Annotated in this window: 16 protein-coding genes; 11 read left to right on the top strand and 5 right to left on the bottom strand. The window is 59.7% G+C overall.

Going from position 1 to position 18,276, the window contains the following annotated elements; all coding sequences use genetic code 11:
- Window positions 1-3: 3 nt before the first annotated feature.
- On the bottom strand, window positions 4-252 hold the full coding sequence (locus RMV17_RS15905; RefSeq protein WP_311881073.1) for a DUF2798 domain-containing protein: 249 nt from the start codon (window positions 250-252) through the stop codon (window positions 4-6).
- Window positions 253-402: 150 nt separating this feature from the next.
- On the opposite strand from RMV17_RS15905, the gene RMV17_RS15910 reads away from it, so the two are divergent.
- The 7 genes from RMV17_RS15910 (at window position 403) to RMV17_RS15940 (ending at window position 8,209) form a co-directional block, all read left to right on the top strand.
- Window positions 403-1,314 (top strand): LysR substrate-binding domain-containing protein, encoded by a 912-nt coding sequence (locus tag RMV17_RS15910; protein ID WP_311881075.1) that lies wholly within the window; start codon window positions 403-405, stop codon window positions 1,312-1,314.
- 88 nt (window positions 1,315-1,402) lie between these two features.
- Complete coding sequence (locus RMV17_RS15915) at window positions 1,403-2,479, top strand: alpha/beta fold hydrolase (protein ID WP_311881077.1); 1,077 nt, start codon at window positions 1,403-1,405, stop codon at window positions 2,477-2,479.
- 2 nt (window positions 2,480-2,481) lie between these two features.
- Window positions 2,482-2,892 carry a GFA family protein gene (locus tag RMV17_RS15920; RefSeq protein WP_108227323.1) on the top strand — a complete coding sequence of 137 codons (411 nt, stop codon included), beginning with the start codon at window positions 2,482-2,484 and terminating at the stop codon, window positions 2,890-2,892.
- Window positions 2,893-2,991: 99 nt separating this feature from the next.
- Window positions 2,992-3,480, top strand: a complete 489-nt coding sequence (locus tag RMV17_RS15925) for a hypothetical protein (RefSeq protein WP_311881081.1) — start codon at window positions 2,992-2,994, stop codon at window positions 3,478-3,480.
- Window positions 3,481-3,605: 125 nt separating this feature from the next.
- Window positions 3,606-4,445, top strand: coding sequence for a glutathione-dependent disulfide-bond oxidoreductase (yghU, locus tag RMV17_RS15930; RefSeq protein WP_311881083.1), 840 nt, complete (start codon window positions 3,606-3,608; stop codon window positions 4,443-4,445).
- 276 nt (window positions 4,446-4,721) lie between these two features.
- Window positions 4,722-6,875: a TonB-dependent siderophore receptor gene (locus RMV17_RS15935; protein WP_311881085.1), complete on the top strand. Its 2,154-nt coding sequence runs from the start codon at window positions 4,722-4,724 to the stop codon at window positions 6,873-6,875.
- 140 nt (window positions 6,876-7,015) lie between these two features.
- Window positions 7,016-8,209: a GAF domain-containing sensor histidine kinase gene (locus tag RMV17_RS15940; protein WP_311881087.1), complete on the top strand. Its 1,194-nt coding sequence runs from the start codon at window positions 7,016-7,018 to the stop codon at window positions 8,207-8,209.
- Here the strand turns inward: RMV17_RS15940 and RMV17_RS15945 are convergent.
- From RMV17_RS15945 to RMV17_RS15955, 3 genes are all read right to left on the bottom strand, one after another.
- Window positions 8,206-8,847 (bottom strand): LysE family translocator, encoded by a 642-nt coding sequence (locus RMV17_RS15945; protein WP_016984467.1) that lies wholly within the window; start codon window positions 8,845-8,847, stop codon window positions 8,206-8,208. The two genes, RMV17_RS15940 and RMV17_RS15945, sit on opposite strands and share 4 nt — an antisense overlap.
- Before the next feature lie 788 nt (window positions 8,848-9,635).
- Window positions 9,636-9,977: a hypothetical protein gene (locus RMV17_RS15950; RefSeq protein ID WP_034155837.1), complete on the bottom strand. Its 342-nt coding sequence runs from the start codon at window positions 9,975-9,977 to the stop codon at window positions 9,636-9,638.
- An 86-nt stretch (window positions 9,978-10,063) separates the two neighbouring features.
- The gene (locus tag RMV17_RS15955) at window positions 10,064-10,708 is read right to left on the bottom strand and encodes an ATPase (RefSeq protein ID WP_311881091.1); all 645 of its coding nucleotides are present in this window, start codon (window positions 10,706-10,708) and stop codon (window positions 10,064-10,066) included.
- Between the two features lie 171 nt (window positions 10,709-10,879).
- On the opposite strand from RMV17_RS15955, the gene RMV17_RS15960 reads away from it, so the two are divergent.
- From RMV17_RS15960 to RMV17_RS15970, 3 genes are all read left to right on the top strand, one after another.
- Window positions 10,880-11,128 (top strand): hypothetical protein, encoded by a 249-nt coding sequence (locus tag RMV17_RS15960; protein ID WP_034155836.1) that lies wholly within the window; start codon window positions 10,880-10,882, stop codon window positions 11,126-11,128.
- 147 nt (window positions 11,129-11,275) lie between these two features.
- The gene (locus RMV17_RS15965; RefSeq protein WP_311881093.1) at window positions 11,276-12,433 is read left to right on the top strand and encodes a GGDEF domain-containing protein; all 1,158 of its coding nucleotides are present in this window, start codon (window positions 11,276-11,278) and stop codon (window positions 12,431-12,433) included.
- Between the two features lie 8 nt (window positions 12,434-12,441).
- Window positions 12,442-12,957: a PaaI family thioesterase gene (locus RMV17_RS15970; RefSeq protein WP_311881095.1), complete on the top strand. Its 516-nt coding sequence runs from the start codon at window positions 12,442-12,444 to the stop codon at window positions 12,955-12,957.
- A gap of 283 nt (window positions 12,958-13,240) precedes the next feature.
- Here the strand turns inward: RMV17_RS15970 and RMV17_RS15975 are convergent, their stop codons facing one another.
- Complete coding sequence (locus tag RMV17_RS15975) at window positions 13,241-15,439, bottom strand: OsmC domain/YcaO domain-containing protein (protein WP_311881097.1); 2,199 nt, start codon at window positions 15,437-15,439, stop codon at window positions 13,241-13,243.
- 221 nt (window positions 15,440-15,660) lie between these two features.
- On the opposite strand from RMV17_RS15975, the gene RMV17_RS15980 reads away from it, so the two are divergent.
- Complete coding sequence (locus RMV17_RS15980) at window positions 15,661-18,273, top strand: EAL domain-containing protein (RefSeq protein ID WP_311881099.1); 2,613 nt, start codon at window positions 15,661-15,663, stop codon at window positions 18,271-18,273.
- The last annotated feature ends 3 nt before the right edge of the window (window positions 18,274-18,276 follow it).

Raw genomic sequence — 18,276 nt, forward strand, 5'->3', positions numbered from 1 at the left:
TCCTCAGTGATGCGGGTGCACCGTCCATGCGACCAGTTTGATCACAATCGGCCGCACGATGAGGATGCACAGGAACGCCGCAGGCATCGCCAGCTTGTAGGCGTGCAACGCATTATTCAGGTAATCGTTATCAATGCCGGAGTTGGCGGCAGTGATCACCAGCGACATCAGAAACGCCATGATCGTCGCCATGTACAGCGCAAACACATACGGTGTGGCACGTGGCGACAGTTTGCGGCGACTGACGATCAAGGCTTCGGAGCTTGTCGGTTAATTCATAGGGCTTTTCCATCCATTGACAGGGAGACCGCACGTTAGCAAGGCTGTCCCCGCGTAACTAGACGCTCAACCGCAGGTACTTTATAAAGCAGAACTTACGAATCAACCCTCAACGGGGCATGGATGAATCTGTTAGCGGCGATTGCCAGTTTTATCAAAGTGGTCGAAGCCGGCTCGATTGTCGGCGCCGCCAAGACGCTGGGCGTCAGTGCGGCGGCGGTGAGCCAGACGCTCAATCGGCTGGAAGCGCACCTCGGCGTACGTCTGCTGCAACGCACCACGCGCAGCATGGCGCTCACCGAAAACGGCGCGGCGTATTACGAGAAAGTCCGGCGCATCGCTGCCGATCTGGAAGCCGCGCAAAGTTCGATCAGCCACGATGAAACCGAGCTGCAAGGCCGGCTGAGCATTGCCTCCACCTCAGCGTTCGGCCGCCATGTACTGGCGTCGCTGATTGCCGGTTTCGCCGCACTGCACCCGCGCCTGCTCATCGAACTCTCGACCACCAATGGCAAGATCAATCACATCCAGGACGGCATCGATCTGAGCCTGCGGATCAAGCCGCAACTGGAGGACGGCATCGTCGCGCGCAAGATCGTTTCGCTGCCCTTCATCATGTGCGCCGCACCGGCTTATCTTCAGCGCGCCGGGTGGCCACAATCGCCAGATGACTTACACAACCATGCCTGCCTGGCGTTTCGTTATCCTCTGGACGGGCGCTTTCTGCGCTGGAGTTTTATCCGCGACGGCAAGCATTTCGACGCCAATATCAATGCCACCGCCATCAGTGATGACATCGATGCGCTGGCGCAAATGGCGGTCAATGGCGCCGGCGTCACTCGACTGGCGGAGTTCGTCGCCGCGCCTTATCTGGCGAGCGGGCAATTGGTGCCGCTGTTTGAACACAGCGTCGTCCAGCCGATGGACATCTACGCCTGCGTACAGGAACGCGCGGCGATGACGACCAAGGTCAAAGCCTTTCTGGACTATTTGACGGCACATCTGGCCACACGCTGGCCGATGGAAAATGTTTAAGACGCAGGGCTCAAAGAGGCTCGCCGAAGTGCGCGAAATCGGGCAAAGTCCACCACGCCCGTCCTGCCCGTCACGGAAGATAACAACAATGAAAAAGTCTTTTGGCGCTCTGCTATTGATCTGCTTGAGCAGCTACGTATTCGCTGACACCCGCCCCGTCGGTTTCCAGTACGCCACGCTGGCGGATCCGCACAACGAACGCCCGCTGGAAATGGTCGTCTGGTACCCGAGTGCGAACTCCGATGCGACGCCCCAATTGTTCGGCGACAACCCGGTCTTCGTCGGCGCCCCTGCGGTGCTCGACGCCCCAGCCGCCACGGGCGAGCATCCCTTGGTAGTGCTTTCCCACGGCTATGGCGGAAGCTGGATCAACCAGACGTGGCTGGCCAGTGCGCTGGCCCATCAGGGTTACATCGTCGCCGCCGTCAACCATCCCGGCACCACCAGCCGCGACCGCAGCCCACATGCAGCGGCGCAACTGTGGCAACGCCCCGTTGACCTCAGCCGCGCCATTGATGCGGTGACGGCGCAACCGGGTAAATTCGGCACGGTGGCCAAGGATCGAATTGCCGTTATCGGCCATTCCCTCGGCGGCTGGACGGTGCTGGAAAGCGGCGGTGCGCGCTTCGACCCCAAGCGCTTTGCCGACGACTGCAAAGTCCAAACGCAATTGATCAGTTGCACGGCGTACCAACAGATGAACACTGAAAGCACGGCGCAAGCGAAAGCTCAGCTTGCCGCCGATTGGCGTGACAAGCGCATCACTGCCGTGGTTTCACTGGATCTGGGCCTGTCGCGCGGAATGACCGACGCCAGTCTGGCGGCCTACCCCGTGCCGATTCTGGTGATCGCCACCGGCGTACCGTCGAAAGAACTGCCCGCGCAGCTGGAATCCGTCGACCTCGCCAAACGCCTGCCAAAAACCTCATCACGCCTGGTCGAGATCAGCGACGCCAGTCATTTCACCTTCATGGCGATCTGCAAACCTGGCGCGGTAGCCATGCTCGATAAAGACGTACCGGGCGACAGCATCATCTGCACCGATGGCGAGGGCGGCCGCCCACGCGCAGAGATCCAGCAACAGGTGATTTCCCTGATTACCGGGTTTCTGACGCCGTCACCTGACCGCTTGAAACCAGCCATCACTTACCAGGAACCCCGATAACAATGCTCACGCCCTCCCCTCAGACCTTCCGGGGCAGTTGCCTGTGCGGAGCGGTGAAGTACCAGATTCGCTCACGGCCCAAAGCGCTTTCGCACTGCCATTGCAGCCAATGCCGCAAAAGTCACGGCGCGGCATTCGCCAGCTATGGCAGCGTGCTGCGTCAGAATCTGGAGTTGTTGGAGGGCGCCGATCAGGTCAAGTCGTATCAATCTTCTGAATCGGTACAGCGCCAGTTCTGTTCGCACTGCGGTTCATCGCTGTTCTGGGCAAACAATCAGGGCGAGTACAGCGGCTGGATCTCTGTCGCGTTGGGTACGCTGGACACGACGTACACCACGGAAAAACAGCAACACGTCGAAGTGACGTCGAAGGCACCGTGGTTTGAAATCAAGGATCAATGGCCGCAGCGCTGAGGCTGATCACCTGCCAATCCTCGCTGAGCGTGCTCGCACGCTGCGTTAATCCTTCTGCTTAACTGGTTCGTTGCAGTTCTTCTTTTCAGGAGGCCAGCGATGAGAACGATAAAACTCACGGTCATGCTCTTGGCCGCCAGCCTGCTCGGCTGTGCGGGCTCTTCGAACCCCGGCACCAGCGTGCCGTTGACCGCCACCCGGCAAAACAGCGGACAGATCGGCAACGTCACGCTCGCCGACTGGGGCAAGGACACCGGTTTCAGTTTCTTCATCAGCGGTGCGCCCAGCGGCGCCTCGCTGCCGTTGCGTCTGTACGCGTTCGTCTACAAGGGCAGTTGCGCGCAGCCCGGGCCAGTGGCCTACGCGATGAACGACAAGGTCACCACCGAACGCCAGCCAGTGCGCGGCTGGGCCTTTTCGCGCAGCGCCCCGGTCAGCCTGTCGACGTTGTTGACCGGCGAGTACGCCATCGTGGTACGCACCGCAGCGACCGATGGCAACGTGGATATTTTCTGCGGCGATATCCGTCAGGCAGACAAGATGAATGACACGGCGGGTCAATCGCAGAGCAAATCGCCTCCGAGCTGACGACTGCCAGCGCTCATCGCTTGCCGCTCAATCCATCGCCCTCTGGAATACACAGCGGGTTCTGTGGTGTCCTGTCTATTATCAGCGAGGTATTTTTTCCACTTGCCAACGATGAGGCCCCTTAAATGAGCAAAACGCCGTACGTTCCACCCCAGGTCTGGAAAAACGAAGCCCCGTCCGGCGGCCAGTTCGCCAGCATCAATCGGCCGATTGCCGGGCCGACCCATGACAAGACCTTGCCGGTCGGCAAGCATCCGCTACAGCTGTATTCGCTGGCCACGCCCAACGGCGTGAAGGTGACCATTCTGCTCGAAGAGCTCTTGGCGCTAGGGCACAGCGCTGCCGAATACGATGCCTGGCTGATCCGCATTGGCGAGGGCGATCAGTTCTCCAGCGGTTTTGTCGAAATCAACCCGAACTCGAAAATCCCCGCGTTGCTGGATCGCAGCGTCGAGCCGCCGATCCGTGTGTTCGAATCGGGCTCGATCCTGCTGTATCTGGCGGAAAAATTCGGTGCCTTCCTGCCGAAAGACCCGGCCGGGCGTGCCGAAACGTTGAACTGGCTGTTCTGGCAGATGGGTTCGGCGCCGTATCTGGGCGGCGGTTTCGGGCATTTCTATGCCTATGCGCCGGAAAAGATGGAGTACCCGATCAACCGTTTCACCATGGAGGCCAAGCGGCAACTGGACGTGCTCGACCGGCGTTTGGCCGAAAATGCCTATCTGGCCGGCGACAGCTACACCATCGCTGACATCGCAGTCTGGCCGTGGTACGGGCAACTGGTGCGCAACAACGTTTATTCGGCGGCCGAGTTTCTCGCGGCTCACGAATACACGCACGTGCAGCGTTGGGCCGAGGACATCGCCCAGCGGCCGGCGGTCATTCGCGGGCAACGTGTCAATCGCACATGGGGCGATGAAGCGACGCAAGTGCCCGAGCGGCACGACGCCGCCGATTTAAACTGACAGCCCTTTTCGTCACCTTCATCCGCTGAGCAAGGCTCATCAGCAGCACCGGTCATAGCCCCTTGTGATCGGTCTGCTGCACCTTTATTCGCCCGCCAGAAAACCCCGATTCCGCGGCAACCCGCGACGCAGAGCGCCCGCTCGAATGTGAAAATTTCGTTAACTAACTGAGCCGTACGCCTTTCTTCACCCGGAATGATCTGACACACTAATGCGAATAATTCCTACAAGCACTTGCACCAGATTCGTTTTCGTATCATTTGGGGAAGCAGATTGATGTCGTTTCGCACCATTCACCGCCGTTCAAACCGTTCACCTAACCTCCTCGCCCTCACCCTTTGCATGGCCAGCATCGCACCCGCGCTGGCCGATGAAACAACGCCCGCCACGTTGGAACTGGACGCAACCGAGATCGGCGCCACCCAGATGAGCAGCACCACCGAAGACACCCAGTCTTACACCACTGGCCCGATGCAGACGGCGACCAAGCTCTCGCTGACCATGCGCGAGACGCCTCAGGCAGTGACGGTGATCACCCGTCAGCGCATGGACGATCAGAACATGACCAGCATCAACGACGTGGTCAAAGGCACGCCGGGGTTGTTCCTCAGTCAGGCCAGCGGCCCGGGGCGACAGACTTACAAGGCGCGCGGTTTCGACATCGATACGATCATGTACGACGGCCTGCCGAGTTCGTACTCGCCCTTCGCGATGGCGGTGCAGCCGAACCTGGCGATGTTCGACCGCGTCGAAATCGTCCGTGGTGCGACCGGTCTGGTCACCGGTGCCGGCAACCCTTCGGCGGCGATCAACCTGGTGCGCAAACGCCCGACCGCCGATCAGCGCGTGACCCTCACTGGCGCAGCCGGCAGTTGGGATGACTACCGTGGCGAAATCGACGCCTCCAGCCCGCTGAACGAAAGCGGCACCCTGCGGGGCCGAGTGGTCAGTTCCTATCAAGGGGCCGACAGCTTCCGCGACAAGGAAGAGAACGACCATGGCTTGTTCTACGCCATCGGTGAAGCGGACCTCAGCGACAGCACCACCGCGACCTTCGGCTTCTCGCGGCAGAACGAACAGACCAACTATTTCTGGGGCGGTCTGCCGCTGGGCACCAATGGCCACCACCTCGATCTGCCCCGCTCGACCTACCCGGGCACCGATTGGGAAAACCGCAAGCTGCAGATCGACACCGTGTTCGGCGAAGTCGAGCATCGTTTCGACAACGATTGGAAACTGCACGTCGCCGGCTCCTCGTCGACCCTTGACGGCGAGTTCTCCGGAACCTACCTGTCGCGTTACGCTGGCCCGCTGGAAACCACGGCCTATCAATCCCATCACACCGACAAGCAGCGCTCACTCGACGTATTCGCCAGCGGACCGTTCGAAGCGTTCGGCCGCAGCCACGAACTGGTCGTCGGCGCCAGCAACCGCGTATATGACGCGACCACCAAGGAATACGATCCGTACACCACGGCCTGGCCGATCGGCGCGCCGAAGCCTGATTTCGTACGGGATGGCAAAACCCGCAACGTCACCACCCAGGACGCGGTATACCTGACCACCCGCCTGAGCCTGGCCGATCCGCTGACGCTGATCCTCGGCGGCCGTCTCGACTGGTACGACTACGATGACCGTACTGCCGATGGCGACTATAAAGTCACCAGGAACCTCACCCGATACGCCGGTCTGATCTACAAACTCGACGATCACCACTCGGTGTACGCCAGCTATACCGACATTTTCACCCCGCAGACCCAGAAGGATCTCGGCGGCAAAGTCCTCGAGCCGATCGTCGGTGAAAACTACGAGGTGGGCATCAAGGGCGAGTACTTCAACGGCGCGCTCAACGCCAGCCTGGCAGTGTTCCAGATGGACCAGACCGGTCGCTCCACCCTGGCCGACAACCAGTTCGGTTGCCCGGTCATGACCTGCTACAACTCATCGGGCAAGGTGCGTAGCCAAGGCGTCGATATGGAACTGCAAGGCGCCCTTACCGAAAACTGGCAGGTGGGCGCCGGTTACACGTATACCCGCACGCACTACATCAAGGACGAAAACCCGGCCAACAACAATCAGCAATTCGATACCGACACGCCTGAGCACCTGTTCAAGGTCTCCACCGTGTACCGCTTCCAGGGTCCGCTGCAACACCTGCGCGTGGGTGGCAACGTCTATTGGCAGAGCCGCATGTACAACGACATCACCCTCGCCAATAACGGGAGCTACCGCCTCGAACAGGGTGGCTACGCGGTCACCGACCTGATGGCCGGCTACGAAGTCAACAAACACCTGGATCTGCAAGTCAACGCGAACAATATCTTCGACCGCGTCTACTACTCATCCATCGGCTCCGATGTCACCTGGGGTTCCAACGACAACTACGGCAACCCGCGCAGCTACATTCTGACGGCCAAGTACAAGTTCTGAGGCGCTGACGCCCGATCGAGCAACCACGCACAAGGGCGCCGGGAACATCCACGGCGCCCTTGTACTTTCTGGCCACGCCATTAGTCATGGGCCGCAATAACAGATAGTCTCTGGGCGAACTCTTCACGAAGCATCGCGCCATGACCAACCCGGCCTTTACCCCTGACATCGACGCCATCCGCAGCATTGACGCAGTGCCGGTCATCCTGAGCATGGTCAAGCACCTCACGGGCATGCGTTTCGCCGCGGTGGCGCGGGTTACTGAGAGCAACTGGGTGGCGTGCGCCGTCGATGACTCCATTGATTTCGGACTCAAACCCGGTGGCGAACTGGTGCTTGAATCGACCATCTGCCACGAAATCCGCCAGCATCAGCAACCGGTGATCTTCGGGCATGCCAGTGCTCACCCGGTCTTTTCGTTACACCACACGCCGAAAACCTATGGGCTGGAAAGCTACATCTCCATTCCCATCGTCAAAGCCAACGGCGAATTTTTCGGCACGCTGTGTGCCATCGACTCGGTGCCGGCCAACCTCGACGAACCGGCCATCGCGAAGACGCTGAACCTGTTCGCCCAATTGATCGCCATGAGCCTCGATACACAAAACCGTCTGGAAGCGACCACAGTCGAACTGAACAACGCCAATGAACTGGGCCGCCTGCGCGAGCAATTCATCGCCGTCCTCGGCCACGACCTGCGCACACCACTGAGCGCGGTGCGCATGAGCGCCGACCTGCTGGAAAGCAAAACCGAAGACAAGCGCTCACTCAGCTTGATTGCGGCGATTCGCAACAGCTCGGTGCGCATGGGCGTGTTGATCGAAAACATCCTCGACTTCGCCCGAGGACGACTGGGCGGCGGGATTCCGGTACAGCGCAAGTTGGTGGACGACTTGCAACACACCCTGCAACTGACCCTCGCCGAAGTCCAGGCCTCGCACCCCCAAGCCATTTTTATCGACGAACTGGAGGTGCCGGCGGGCGTCTATTGCGATGCGCTGCGCATCAGCCAATTGCTCTCCAATCTGCTGGGCAACGCGGCCACCCATGGCTCGCAAAACGCGCCGATCGTTGTCAAGGCCTATGCAGAAAATGACGAACTCGTGATCTCCCTGACCAATCAGGGCACACCGATTTCAGCGCAACTGATGCCGCTGTTGTTCGAACCCTTCTCCCGAGCCGAAGCCGGGCAACGTTGCGAAGGCCTGGGGCTGGGGCTGTATATCGCCTCTCAGATAGCGACGGCGCATAACGGCACCTTGAGCGTTACCTCAAGCGCCGAATCGGGAACCTGCTTCGTGGCGAGATTCCCGGCCCGGTTCAAATGGGTTTAAACCGTCTGCCGACGCATCGTCAGAATCGCCGCGCCAAAACCTATGAACGTTGAACCCACCACACGACTGACCCAACGCGACAAGGCTGGCCGGGTCAGCACGCCCTTGGCGCGGGAGGCCAACGCGGCGTACACGCTCAGTGACGACACCGACAACGCCATGAAAATCGAAGTCAGGATCAGAAATTGCGGCAGCAGTGCGGCGCCCTGATCGATGAACTGCGGAAACAACGCAGTAAAAAACATCGTCGCCTTGGGGTTGGTCACCGCCGTCAGAAACGCCGACTTGTAGAGTTTGCCGCGAGTCGGCCGCACCTTGCTCGCCTCCCCTTCGACGCCCTCCGGGAGCATCGGACCTTTTTTGAACAGCTGCTTCACGCCGAGGTAGAACAGATACCCGGCCCCGATGATCTTCACTGCGTTAAACAGAATTTCCGAACTGGCCAACAACGCCCCCAACCCCAACATCGCCGCCGCCGACAGACAGAACAGACCACTGGCATTGCCCAGCGACGACCAGATCGTGCTGCGCTGCCCGTGAGCCAGACTATTGTTGATCGCCATCAAAGTCGCCGGCCCCGGGCTGGCAATGGCAATTGCCGCAACCAGAGTGAAGGTCAGAATCGAGTGAGAATCCATTTTCGCTGCTCGCATGATTGAAGTTGCCGCATGTTACAACAACCGGCTGCATAGCCCAGATCAAAAGCCCCTCACTCTGGCCCTCCCGAAACGTCGGACCGCCCAGAGGTAGAGGGGACTGACCGAGGTGACTGGTAGAAGTACGCCGACTTGAAATACCGAGCCGTGCTCAAATTCTCAAACAAATCAAAAGCCCCTCACCCTAGCCCTCTCCCGGAGGGAGAGGGGACTGACCGAGGTGATTGCAAGAAATACACCGAAATGGAATACCGAGCCGCACTCAAATTCGGAAACAAATCAAAAGCCGCACCCACCCCCGCTCCTCACCACTCAACAGGATGAGCGTTAGCTCGGCTGCAGCTCTTGATCTTGCCGTGCTGGCCCCTTCGGCAGGCTGAGTGGAGGGATTTATCCGGGGGTGGGAGCGCAGCGACCGTTCGACGAAGTCGAACACATCGAGAGGAGGTGCAGCGAAGCAAACCGTAGGCGATGCCCCCGGATAGATCCCGTAACGAAGGAACCCGAGCCACGGCGAGGGCCGAACGCCGGGGCCCAGACCTTTGGTTCCTTTGGGGCGTTTGCCAAAGGGACTCGCTGTAAGAGCGAAACCGCCAGCCGCAACCCCAAAAGCAACGGATATTCACCCAAATCCCCAAGAGCATGGTCGGCCCAAAGGCCGCCAAGCCCAAACAAAAAAAAGCCCCGCAACCACACAAGGGCGCGAGGCAAAAAATTGGTTGGTTGCGGCCAACCAAAGGAGCTCAGTCAAATACACACAACGGGCAAAATCAGATGCAATCCTGAGCCGCCCGCTCAAAACTCGAAGGCAAAAGATTCGAAGCCAACAAATGCCGCTCGTAGATAAACACCTTGCCGCCACTACCCGCCTTGTAAGCCTCAAGCACGTTGTCAGCCGAAACCTTGCTCGGCACCACAATCCGGTAACTACGCTGAGTCTGCGAAACCGTCGGATTCAACGCACTGCCCTGCAACTTCGGCACAACACAATCGGCATACTGCGCAGGCGTCTTGCTGGTCTGCAGAGTAAGGCTCGGATTATTCGGCGCCGAAGCGCAACCGGCGAGCAGCAAAGAGGCAACGGCCAGAGCAGGCACAAAGAAAAGACGCATCGGTGTCATCCTGAAAATAAAGGTTCGGTTCATCCGGCAACGGTTCAGCCTCACGGAGCCGCCGTCGCCATTTATGTTTTAAGTGTTCAGCTCGACGTCACCAACGCCTTGAGCGACACATCGAATTGCTTCAACGCGTTGAGTTGCAGGTCACGCTGCTTGCCGATTTGCGCAGCAATCACCGGTGCCGCCTGGTTATGCACCCAGACCGAAGGCAACTGCTTCTCGACCGCGCCTTCAGCCTTGCCGATGTATTGCAGGTCAGCGTCATAGAAGCGTGCGGTGAAATGCGCTTCGACCAAGCTGTTTTGCTGCGTCAGCAAGCGATTGAAGGTGTCGAGCTTCACCACCACGTCAGGATGCGCCTGTACCAATGCATCGAGGTTGTCGTAAACGGTCACCGACAAGAACTGTTGTTGCAGCGAACTCACCAGCCAGTCGATGGCCAGTTCCGGGTCGGAACTGCTGACAAAGGCTTCACGAATCCGCGAGTCGAGCGCGTCTTTCGCGCCGTTGACCGCCATGTCGTGGTAACGCTCCAGGTATTGCACGTTGTCCAGGGTGTTCTCACTGAGCAACACACCCACAGTTTGTGAATGCTGCAACGTGGCGCTGCTGCCCGTGATGGTCTGGAAATGACACGACCCGGCGTCGCCTGCGTAAGTCGGGGCTGTAAACAGAGCGCCGCCTGCCAGCAGGGCGACCAAAGCCAGTCGGGTCATAGTCTTCATCGCGCAGATTCCTTGAGCGGCGTGTTCGATGGAGGCGATTTTCCGCCGATTGCCGCCAAAGCAGAACTTGCGTTTCTTGATGGTCACTATTACTTCTAGCAATAGTTGCGCGACGTGCAGACTGATACACACTCAACCACAACTAGAAAAACATGAAATGAGGAGTTCGCCTTGAGAACGTTTGACCTGATCCGTGACGCCGTTCTGCCCGATTTCCGCGAGCGTGTGGCCGAGTATCTGGTTCAGTACGAAAGCGTATTGCTGGACAAAGACCCGACCGACCCGCAGCTCATCACCGACACCGCCAACCAGTTGCGCGGTTACCTGCGCGGGCTCAACACCACGCGCGTGCTGGGCATGGCTTATTGGGAAGAGCTGGACCGTCGGGTCGTCGACACCTGGCTCACGTCCGAGCAATGACCGATCCGCGCAGTGGTTGGGGCGGCGGCGAGCAACCGCGCCCTCCCCGCTGCCAGTGGTCTGCGCGGCAACACGACCTCTGCGAAAAAGCCACCCGAACGCTTACAATCGCCGGTCTAATTGCCAATCAGACAGGCTCATCAAGAAATGCCGCTCGACCCACCTACGATGTTGACCATCTCGATCGCTCTGGCAGCCGCCGCTGCGCTGTATCTGGCGATCGAGTGGCGCAGCATTCGTGAGCCTTCGCTACTGTTGTGGAGCGCCGGTTTCGCCACCATCACCGTCGGTTCCACCCTGGCCCTGCTGCGCAGCAGCGGCTTTCTGCTGATCGGCATCTGGTTCGCCAACGGCTTGCTGGTGACCGCGCATTTCCTCTTCCTGCTCGGCGTGGCGCGTTTCACCCAGATACGGCTGTCGCCGGCCTGGTACCTGATCTTCGTCACCTGGCTGGTCATGCTGTTGTTGCCGGACGGGCCGCTGTGGTCGAAGGTCATGCTGGCGGCCAATTCGCTGCTGGTGGCGCTGTCGACCCTCAAGGCCAGCTCGCTGCTGCGCCCCCATGGCAAGTCGTTGAGCGTCGGCGCGGTGCAGTTGCGCTATGTCCTGCTCGGTCACGGAGTTTTCTACGTGGCCAAAGCCCTGACCGTGGTAATCCCCGGCACGCTGATCGATCTGGCGGCGTTTCGTGGCGAGATCATCCAGATTTCCCTGGTCGAAGGTGCGATGGCGATCATGTTGATCGCCCTGTCGATGACCGGCACCGAACGTTACCGCCGGGAAAAACAGATCGCCCGCCTCGCCGAGCGCGATCCGCTGACCGCCCTGTACAACCGCCGCGCTCTGGAAAAGCGCGCGCCGCGCCTGCTCGAACAGGTTTCGCCGGAGCATCCCGGCGCCTTGCTGCTGATCGACATCGACAACTTCAAACTGGTCAACGACCAGTACGGTCACACCGCCGGCGACCGTTTGTTGATCGCCCTGAGCGAGATGATCCGCTCGGTGCTGCCGCGCAACGCACTTACGGCGCGCCTGGGCGGCGACGAGTTTGTCATTCTGCTCAACAGCGCATCGAGTGAGCGAGTCATGGAGTTGGGTAACGCATTACGCGAGCAGTTTCTGAGCATGACCTCGCAGACATTCCCCACCACCGCTGCCGTGACCCTGAGCATCGGCGCCAACCTGTTCGACAAAGCGCCCGCCAACCTGACGGCACTGATCGAACAAGGCGACGCCGCCCTCTACGAATCGAAACGTGGCGGGCGCAATCGCCTGCGCCTGACCGGACTCACCACACCAGGATAATAAAAACCATGTCCAGCCTCGTTACCCCTCTGCAAGACCTTGCCGCGCCAGAAGGCGTTTGCTACGGCTGCGGCGGCCGCAACCCGCACGGCCTGCACGTCAAAAGCCATTGGCATGAAGATGGCGAGCACGTGATCGCCGAACATCTGCCGGAGGCCAAGTATTGCGGCTGGCCGGATCTGGTTTACGGGGGGCTGATCGCGATGCTGGTCGACTGCCATTCCAACTGGACGGCGATGGCCTACCACTACCGCGCGGAGAACCGCGAACCTGGCAGCCTGCCGCGTATCGACTGTGTCACCGGTAGCCTTGGAATCAAGTTCATCAAGCCGACACCGATGGGCGTGCCGCTGGTTTTGCGGGCGAAGGTTGAGGGTGAGGTTGGGCGCAAGACCCGGGTGATCTGTGAGGTGTTTGCCGGGGATGTGCTGACGGCAGTGGGTGATTCAGTGTTTGTGCGGGTCGATACCGGGCAACTGGCCGATGCGGCGCATGGGCGTAAAAGCCAAAGCCCCTCACCCTAACCCTCTCCCAGAGGGAGAGGGGACTGACCGAGGTGATGTGAGAGTTACGCCGACATGAGATACCGAGTCGAGCTCTGGTTTTGAAAAGCCCTCAGATCGGCTCCCTTCCTTGGGGAGAAAGGACTGACCAAGGCGTTTGGTTGAAATACGCCGAACTGAGATATCGAGTCGAGCTCTGGTCTTGAAAAGCCCACAAATCGGCTCCCTCTCCCTCGGTAGAGGGCTGGGCGGGCGGCGTTCCGATGAGGGGTGAATCCACCGCCGAACTCAATGTGAAACCGGCTTAAACTTGTTTCACCTTCGCCCGCGCCGTGTGCAACTTCTTATAGCTCTCAATCAAGCGCAAATGCCGATCCAGTCCTTCCAGCTTCATGCTCGTCGGCGTCAAACCGTAAAAGCGCACACTGCCATTGACCGACCCAATCGCCGCATCCATACGCTCATCACCAAACATGCGGCGGAAGTTGCCTTCGTAGTCTTCCAGTTCCAGATCTTCGTCCAGCTCCATCTCCAGCACCACGTTGACCGCTTGATAGAACAAGCCGCGTTCGACGGTGTTGTCGTTGTATTGCAGGAAGGCTTCGACCAGATCCTTGGCCTGCTCGTACTTTTGCAGCGCGAGGCAGATCAGCAGGCGCAGTTCGAGAATGGTCAGCTTGCCCCACGGCGTGTTGTCGTCGAACTCGACGCCGATCAGTGTGGTGATTTCGGTGTAATCGTCCTGCTCGCTGTTTTCCAGGCCTTGGGCGAGGTTACGCAGGCCGACCTTGCTGAGGTTGTGCAGGTTGAGGATGTCGGCACGGAATTGCAGGGCTTTGTTGGTGTTGTCCCAGATCAGGTCTTCGACCGGGTAGATCTCCGAGTAGTCGGGCACAAGAATGCGGCAGGCCTTGGCACCGATGTGCTCGTAGACCGCCATGTAAACTTCCTTGCCCATGTCTTCAAGGATGCCGAACAACGTCGCGGCTTCTTCGGCGTTGGAGTTTTCGCCTTGTCCGGAGAAGTCCCACTCGACGAATTCGAAGTCTGGCTTGGCGCTGAAGAAACGCCACGACACCACACCGCTGGAGTCGATGAAGTGCTCGACAAAATTGTTCGGCTCGGTGACCGCCTGACCGGAGAAGGTCGGCTGCGGCAAGTCATTGAGGCCTTCGAAACTGCGGCCCTGCAACAGTTCGGTGAGGCTGCGTTCCAGCGCCACTTCCAGGCTCGGGTGCGCGCCGAACGAGGCGAACACGCCGCCGGTGCGCGGGTTCATCAGGGTCACGCACATCACCGGGAATTCACCGCCCAGCGACGCGTCCTTGACCAGCACCGGGAAGCCCTGCTCTTCCAGGCCTTTTATGCCGGCGAGGATGCTCGGGTACTTCTCCAGCACTTCTTGCGGCACGTCCGGCAGGGCCATTTCGCCTTCAAGGATTTCGCGTTTCACCGCGCGCTCGAAGATTTCCGACAGGCACTGCACCTGCGCTTCAGCGAGGGTGTTGCCGGCGCTCATGCCGTTGCTGAGGTAGAGGTTTTCGATCAGGTTGGACGGGAAGTACACCACTTGATTGTCCGACTGGCGCACGAACGGCAGCGAGCAAATGCCGCGCTGGGTGTTGCCGGAGTTGGTGTCGAACAGGTTCGAGCCGCGCAACTCGCCGTCACGGTTGTAAATCTTCAGGGTGTAGTCGTCGAGGATCTCGCTCGGCAACTCGTCTTTCGGGCCCGGCTTGAACCATTGCTCGTCCGGGTAGTGGACGAATTCGGCGTTGGCGATTTCTTCGCCCCAGAACTGGTCGTTGTAGAAGAAGTTGCAGTTCAGGCGCTCAATGAACTCGCCCAGCGCCGAGGCCAATGCGCCTTCTTTGGTCGCGCCCTTGCCGTTGGTGAAGCACATCGGCGAATGCGCATCGCGGATATGCAGCGACCAGACGTTGGGCACGATGTTGCGCCACGAGGCGATTTCGATCTTCATGCCCAGATCGGCCAGAATGCCCGACATGTTGGCGATGGTCTGCTCCAGCGGCAGGTCCTTGCCGGCGATGAAGGTGCCTGCGTCCGAACCGGCCACCGGCATCAACAGCGCCTGGGCATCGGCGTCGAGGTTGTCGACTTCTTCGATGATGAATTCCGGCCCGGTCTGCACGACCTTCTTTACTGTGCAGCGATCAATCGAACGCAGGATGCCCAGGCGATCTTTCTCGGAGATGTCCGCCGGCAATTCGACCTGGATCTTGAAGATCTGGTTGTAGCGGTTTTCCGGGTCGACGATGTTGTTCTGCGACAGGCGAATGTTCTCTGTCGGGATGTTGCGCGTGTCGCAGTACAGCTTCACAAAGTACGCCGCACACAACGCCGACGATGCCAGAAAGTAGTCGAACGGTCCCGGTGCCGAGCCATCGCCCTTGTAGCGGATGGGCTGATCGGCGATCACCGTGAAGTCGTCGAACTTGGCTTCAAGTCGAAGGTTGTCGAGAAAGTTGACCTTGATTTCCATGCGGGATTACCAGAATACGGCTAAACGAATGGCGGCCATTATCCGGTTTTTGCGCGGGAAGTCTTGCCCTTTCGGGATTGGCCGCTGATCGGCGTCCTGCACTTGGGGAGGCAAAACACGCGGGGTTCACTACGCTTTCAGTGCAGTCGCCGAGAAGAATCTGAACATTGCGCCCGCGCCGTGGTTCTAGATTCAGAAGACAGCGGATCAAGGACGAGCACATGGACCTTTCCAGCTATGCAGCCCCGCTTCCACCGCGCCAGAGCGCCGTCACCCGCCGCCTGGCCTTCGCGGTCGGGGCGCTGTTTGTCAGCGGCGTGATTGCCGCGACCGTGGCCTTGCTCGGCATTGCCGAACGCCTGGACAACGACGAGATCAACAAAACCCGCTTTTACTCCGCTCGTGCGCTGGAAAATCGCATCACCGCCTCGAAAAACTACATCACCAGCTACGCCTACTGGACCACCGCCTACGAGCATCTGAGCGGTCAGGTCGATACCGACTGGGCCTACACCGAGCAGAACCTCGGCAAAACCCTGTTCACCAGTGACGGCTATGACGGCGTGTTCGTGCTCAACCGTGAAGGCACCCGCTACGCGGTGGTACGCGGGCAAATGCTCGATGCCGAACTGTCCGCGTTCGTTCAAGTGAGCGCCACGGAGTTACTCGATCAAGTGTTGGGCCAAGGTGATCTGACCAAGCCGATCAGCCGCTACTCACTGTTCGAAGGCTGGCCGGCGCTGGTGTCGGCGGCGGCGATCATACCCAACGATGAGCGACCACTGGGCGATCCGCAGACCGCTTCAGTGCTGGTATTCGTCGACAAACTCACGCCGACCAAATTGCGTCTGATTGGCAGCGGTTACGGCTTGAACAACCTGACCCTGGCGCCGGACGAGACCATCGACCCGCAGCGCCCCCGGGTGCCGCTGGACAGCACCGGTTATAGTCTGGTCGCCGACCTGGAACGGCCCGGGCAACATTTATTGTGGTCATTGCTGCCGCCACTCGGCGCGACGATTGTGGTGCTGATGCTGCTTACCGCGTACTTCTTCCGTCACGCCTTGCGCTCATCGCAGTACGTCGACCAGAGTTTTGCCGTCATGCAAACCTCCAATCAAGCGCTGGAAAACGCCAACCGTGAGCTCGAAGCGAGCGAAGAACGCTTTCGCGCAGTGGCCGAAGCCGCGTCGGACTGGATCTGGGAGGTCGATCGCGCCCTGGCGCTGACGTATCTGTCGGCGCGCTTCAGCGCAGTGACCGGTTACCCGCAAACCCTGTGGCTGGGCCAGGACATCGGCCAATTGCTGTTTTGCGACACCACACCACTGGAACTGTGGCTGAGGAATCTCACCGAGCAAGACAGCGCCTGTGACTTGCGTTGCACCTACCGTGACCACGCCGGCCAGCAACGCCACTGTCGACTGTCGGCCCGGCCGATTTACCAGCAGCATGCAGTCGTCGGTTATCGCGGCACCGCCAGCGACATCACTGACGAAGTTGCCGCCCATGCGCAGATTCAGCATTTGTCGATGCACGACGCCCTCACCGGCCTGCCCAACCGCAATAAGCTTGCGCGTTATCTGGATGAAGCGCTGCTGCTCAAGGAGCACGCGCCACCGCTGTCGCTGCTGATGATCGACCTCGACAACTTCAAACCGATCAACGATTCGCTCGGCCACCCGGCGGGTGACGCCGTGCTGCAGGAAGTCGCCGTGCGTTTGCGTGAATGCACCCGCGAACTGGACATCGTCGCGCGTCTGGGCGGCGACGAATTCATCGTGGTGCTTAATGGCATGGACAGCCATCACGAAATCGACAAGTTCTGCACCCGCCTGATCGGCAGCCTGCATCAACCGGTAGTCTTCGAACACCATCCGCTGCACATCGGCGCCAGCATCGGCATCGCACTCAGCCGGCGCCACGGTTACTTGCCCAGCGACCTGATCCGTTACGCCGACATCGCCCTCTATCAAGCCAAATCCGAGGGCAAGAACACCTGGTGTTATTTCGAAGCGCACATGAGCGATCAGATCCAGACGCGCCGGCAAATGGAAGATGACCTGCGCCATGCGCTCAAGCACAACGAATTCATCCTGCACTATCAGCCGCGCTACAAGGTCGATGGCAAACAGATCGTTTCGGTTGAAGCGCTGGTGCGCTGGCAACATCCCACCAAGGGCCTGCTCGGCCCGGACCTGTTCATTCCGTTGGCGGAGCAGACTGACCTGATCGTCCCGCTCGGTCGCTGGGTGTTGCGCGAAGCCTGCGAAACCGCGCTGGGCTGGCCGGAAGACATCCTGCTGTCGGTCAATCTGTCGCCCGCGCAGTTTGCCGTCAGCGATGTGGTCGAGGATGTTCGCGAAGTGCTGGTGCAAACCCGTTTCCCGGCCAGTCGCCTGGAACTGGAGATCACCGAGAACGTGATGCTCAACGACACCGACGGCGCGCTGACCACCATGAATGCCCTGAAAGAACTCGGCGTGCGCCTGAACATGGACGACTTCGGCACCGGTTATTCATCGCTCGGTTACTTGCGCGCCTATCCCTTCGACGGGATCAAGATCGACAAGCGCTTCATTGCCTCGATCAGCAGCGGCACCAATGATCGCGCGGTGGTGCAGGCGATCATCGGTCTGGGCAAAGCCATGGGCCTGACGGTGACCGCCGAAGGGGTCGAGACCGAGGAGCAACTGGATATTCTCGGGATTGATCAATGCAATGAGGTGCAGGGTTACTTCATGAGTCGGCCGATCGACAAAGTCGCGTTTGCGCGGTTGCTGCAAGATTCCAGAGGTGCACAACTGAAGTCGAAGAAAGGTCGGGTGACCTGAACG

The sequence above is a fragment of the Pseudomonas sp. VD-NE ins genome (assembly GCF_031882575.1).
Lineage (GTDB): Bacteria > Pseudomonadota > Gammaproteobacteria > Pseudomonadales > Pseudomonadaceae > Aquipseudomonas > Aquipseudomonas fluorescens_BZ.

Excerpts from the sequence above, each read along its gene's own strand:
- RMV17_RS15910 (WP_311881075.1), top strand. The coding sequence starts at position 403 with ATGAATCTGTTAGCGGCGATTGCCAGTTTTATCAAAGTGGTCGAAGCC.
- RMV17_RS15915 (WP_311881077.1), top strand. The coding sequence starts at position 1,403 with ATGAAAAAGTCTTTTGGCGCTCTGCTATTGATCTGCTTGAGCAGCTAC.
- RMV17_RS15920 (WP_108227323.1), top strand. The coding sequence starts at position 2,482 with ATGCTCACGCCCTCCCCTCAGACCTTCCGGGGCAGTTGCCTGTGCGGA.
- RMV17_RS15925 (WP_311881081.1), top strand. The coding sequence starts at position 2,992 with ATGAGAACGATAAAACTCACGGTCATGCTCTTGGCCGCCAGCCTGCTC.
- yghU (WP_311881083.1), top strand. The coding sequence starts at position 3,606 with ATGAGCAAAACGCCGTACGTTCCACCCCAGGTCTGGAAAAACGAAGCC.
- RMV17_RS15935 (WP_311881085.1), top strand. The coding sequence starts at position 4,722 with ATGTCGTTTCGCACCATTCACCGCCGTTCAAACCGTTCACCTAACCTC.
- RMV17_RS15940 (WP_311881087.1), top strand. The coding sequence starts at position 7,016 with ATGACCAACCCGGCCTTTACCCCTGACATCGACGCCATCCGCAGCATT.
- RMV17_RS15945 (WP_016984467.1), bottom strand. The coding sequence starts at position 8,847 with ATGGATTCTCACTCGATTCTGACCTTCACTCTGGTTGCGGCAATTGCC.
- RMV17_RS15950 (WP_034155837.1), bottom strand. The coding sequence starts at position 9,977 with ATGCGTCTTTTCTTTGTGCCTGCTCTGGCCGTTGCCTCTTTGCTGCTC.
- RMV17_RS15955 (WP_311881091.1), bottom strand. The coding sequence starts at position 10,708 with ATGAAGACTATGACCCGACTGGCTTTGGTCGCCCTGCTGGCAGGCGGC.
- RMV17_RS15965 (WP_311881093.1), top strand. The coding sequence starts at position 11,276 with ATGCCGCTCGACCCACCTACGATGTTGACCATCTCGATCGCTCTGGCA.
- RMV17_RS15970 (WP_311881095.1), top strand. The coding sequence starts at position 12,442 with ATGTCCAGCCTCGTTACCCCTCTGCAAGACCTTGCCGCGCCAGAAGGC.
- RMV17_RS15975 (WP_311881097.1), bottom strand. The coding sequence starts at position 15,439 with ATGGAAATCAAGGTCAACTTTCTCGACAACCTTCGACTTGAAGCCAAG.
- RMV17_RS15980 (WP_311881099.1), top strand. The coding sequence starts at position 15,661 with ATGGACCTTTCCAGCTATGCAGCCCCGCTTCCACCGCGCCAGAGCGCC.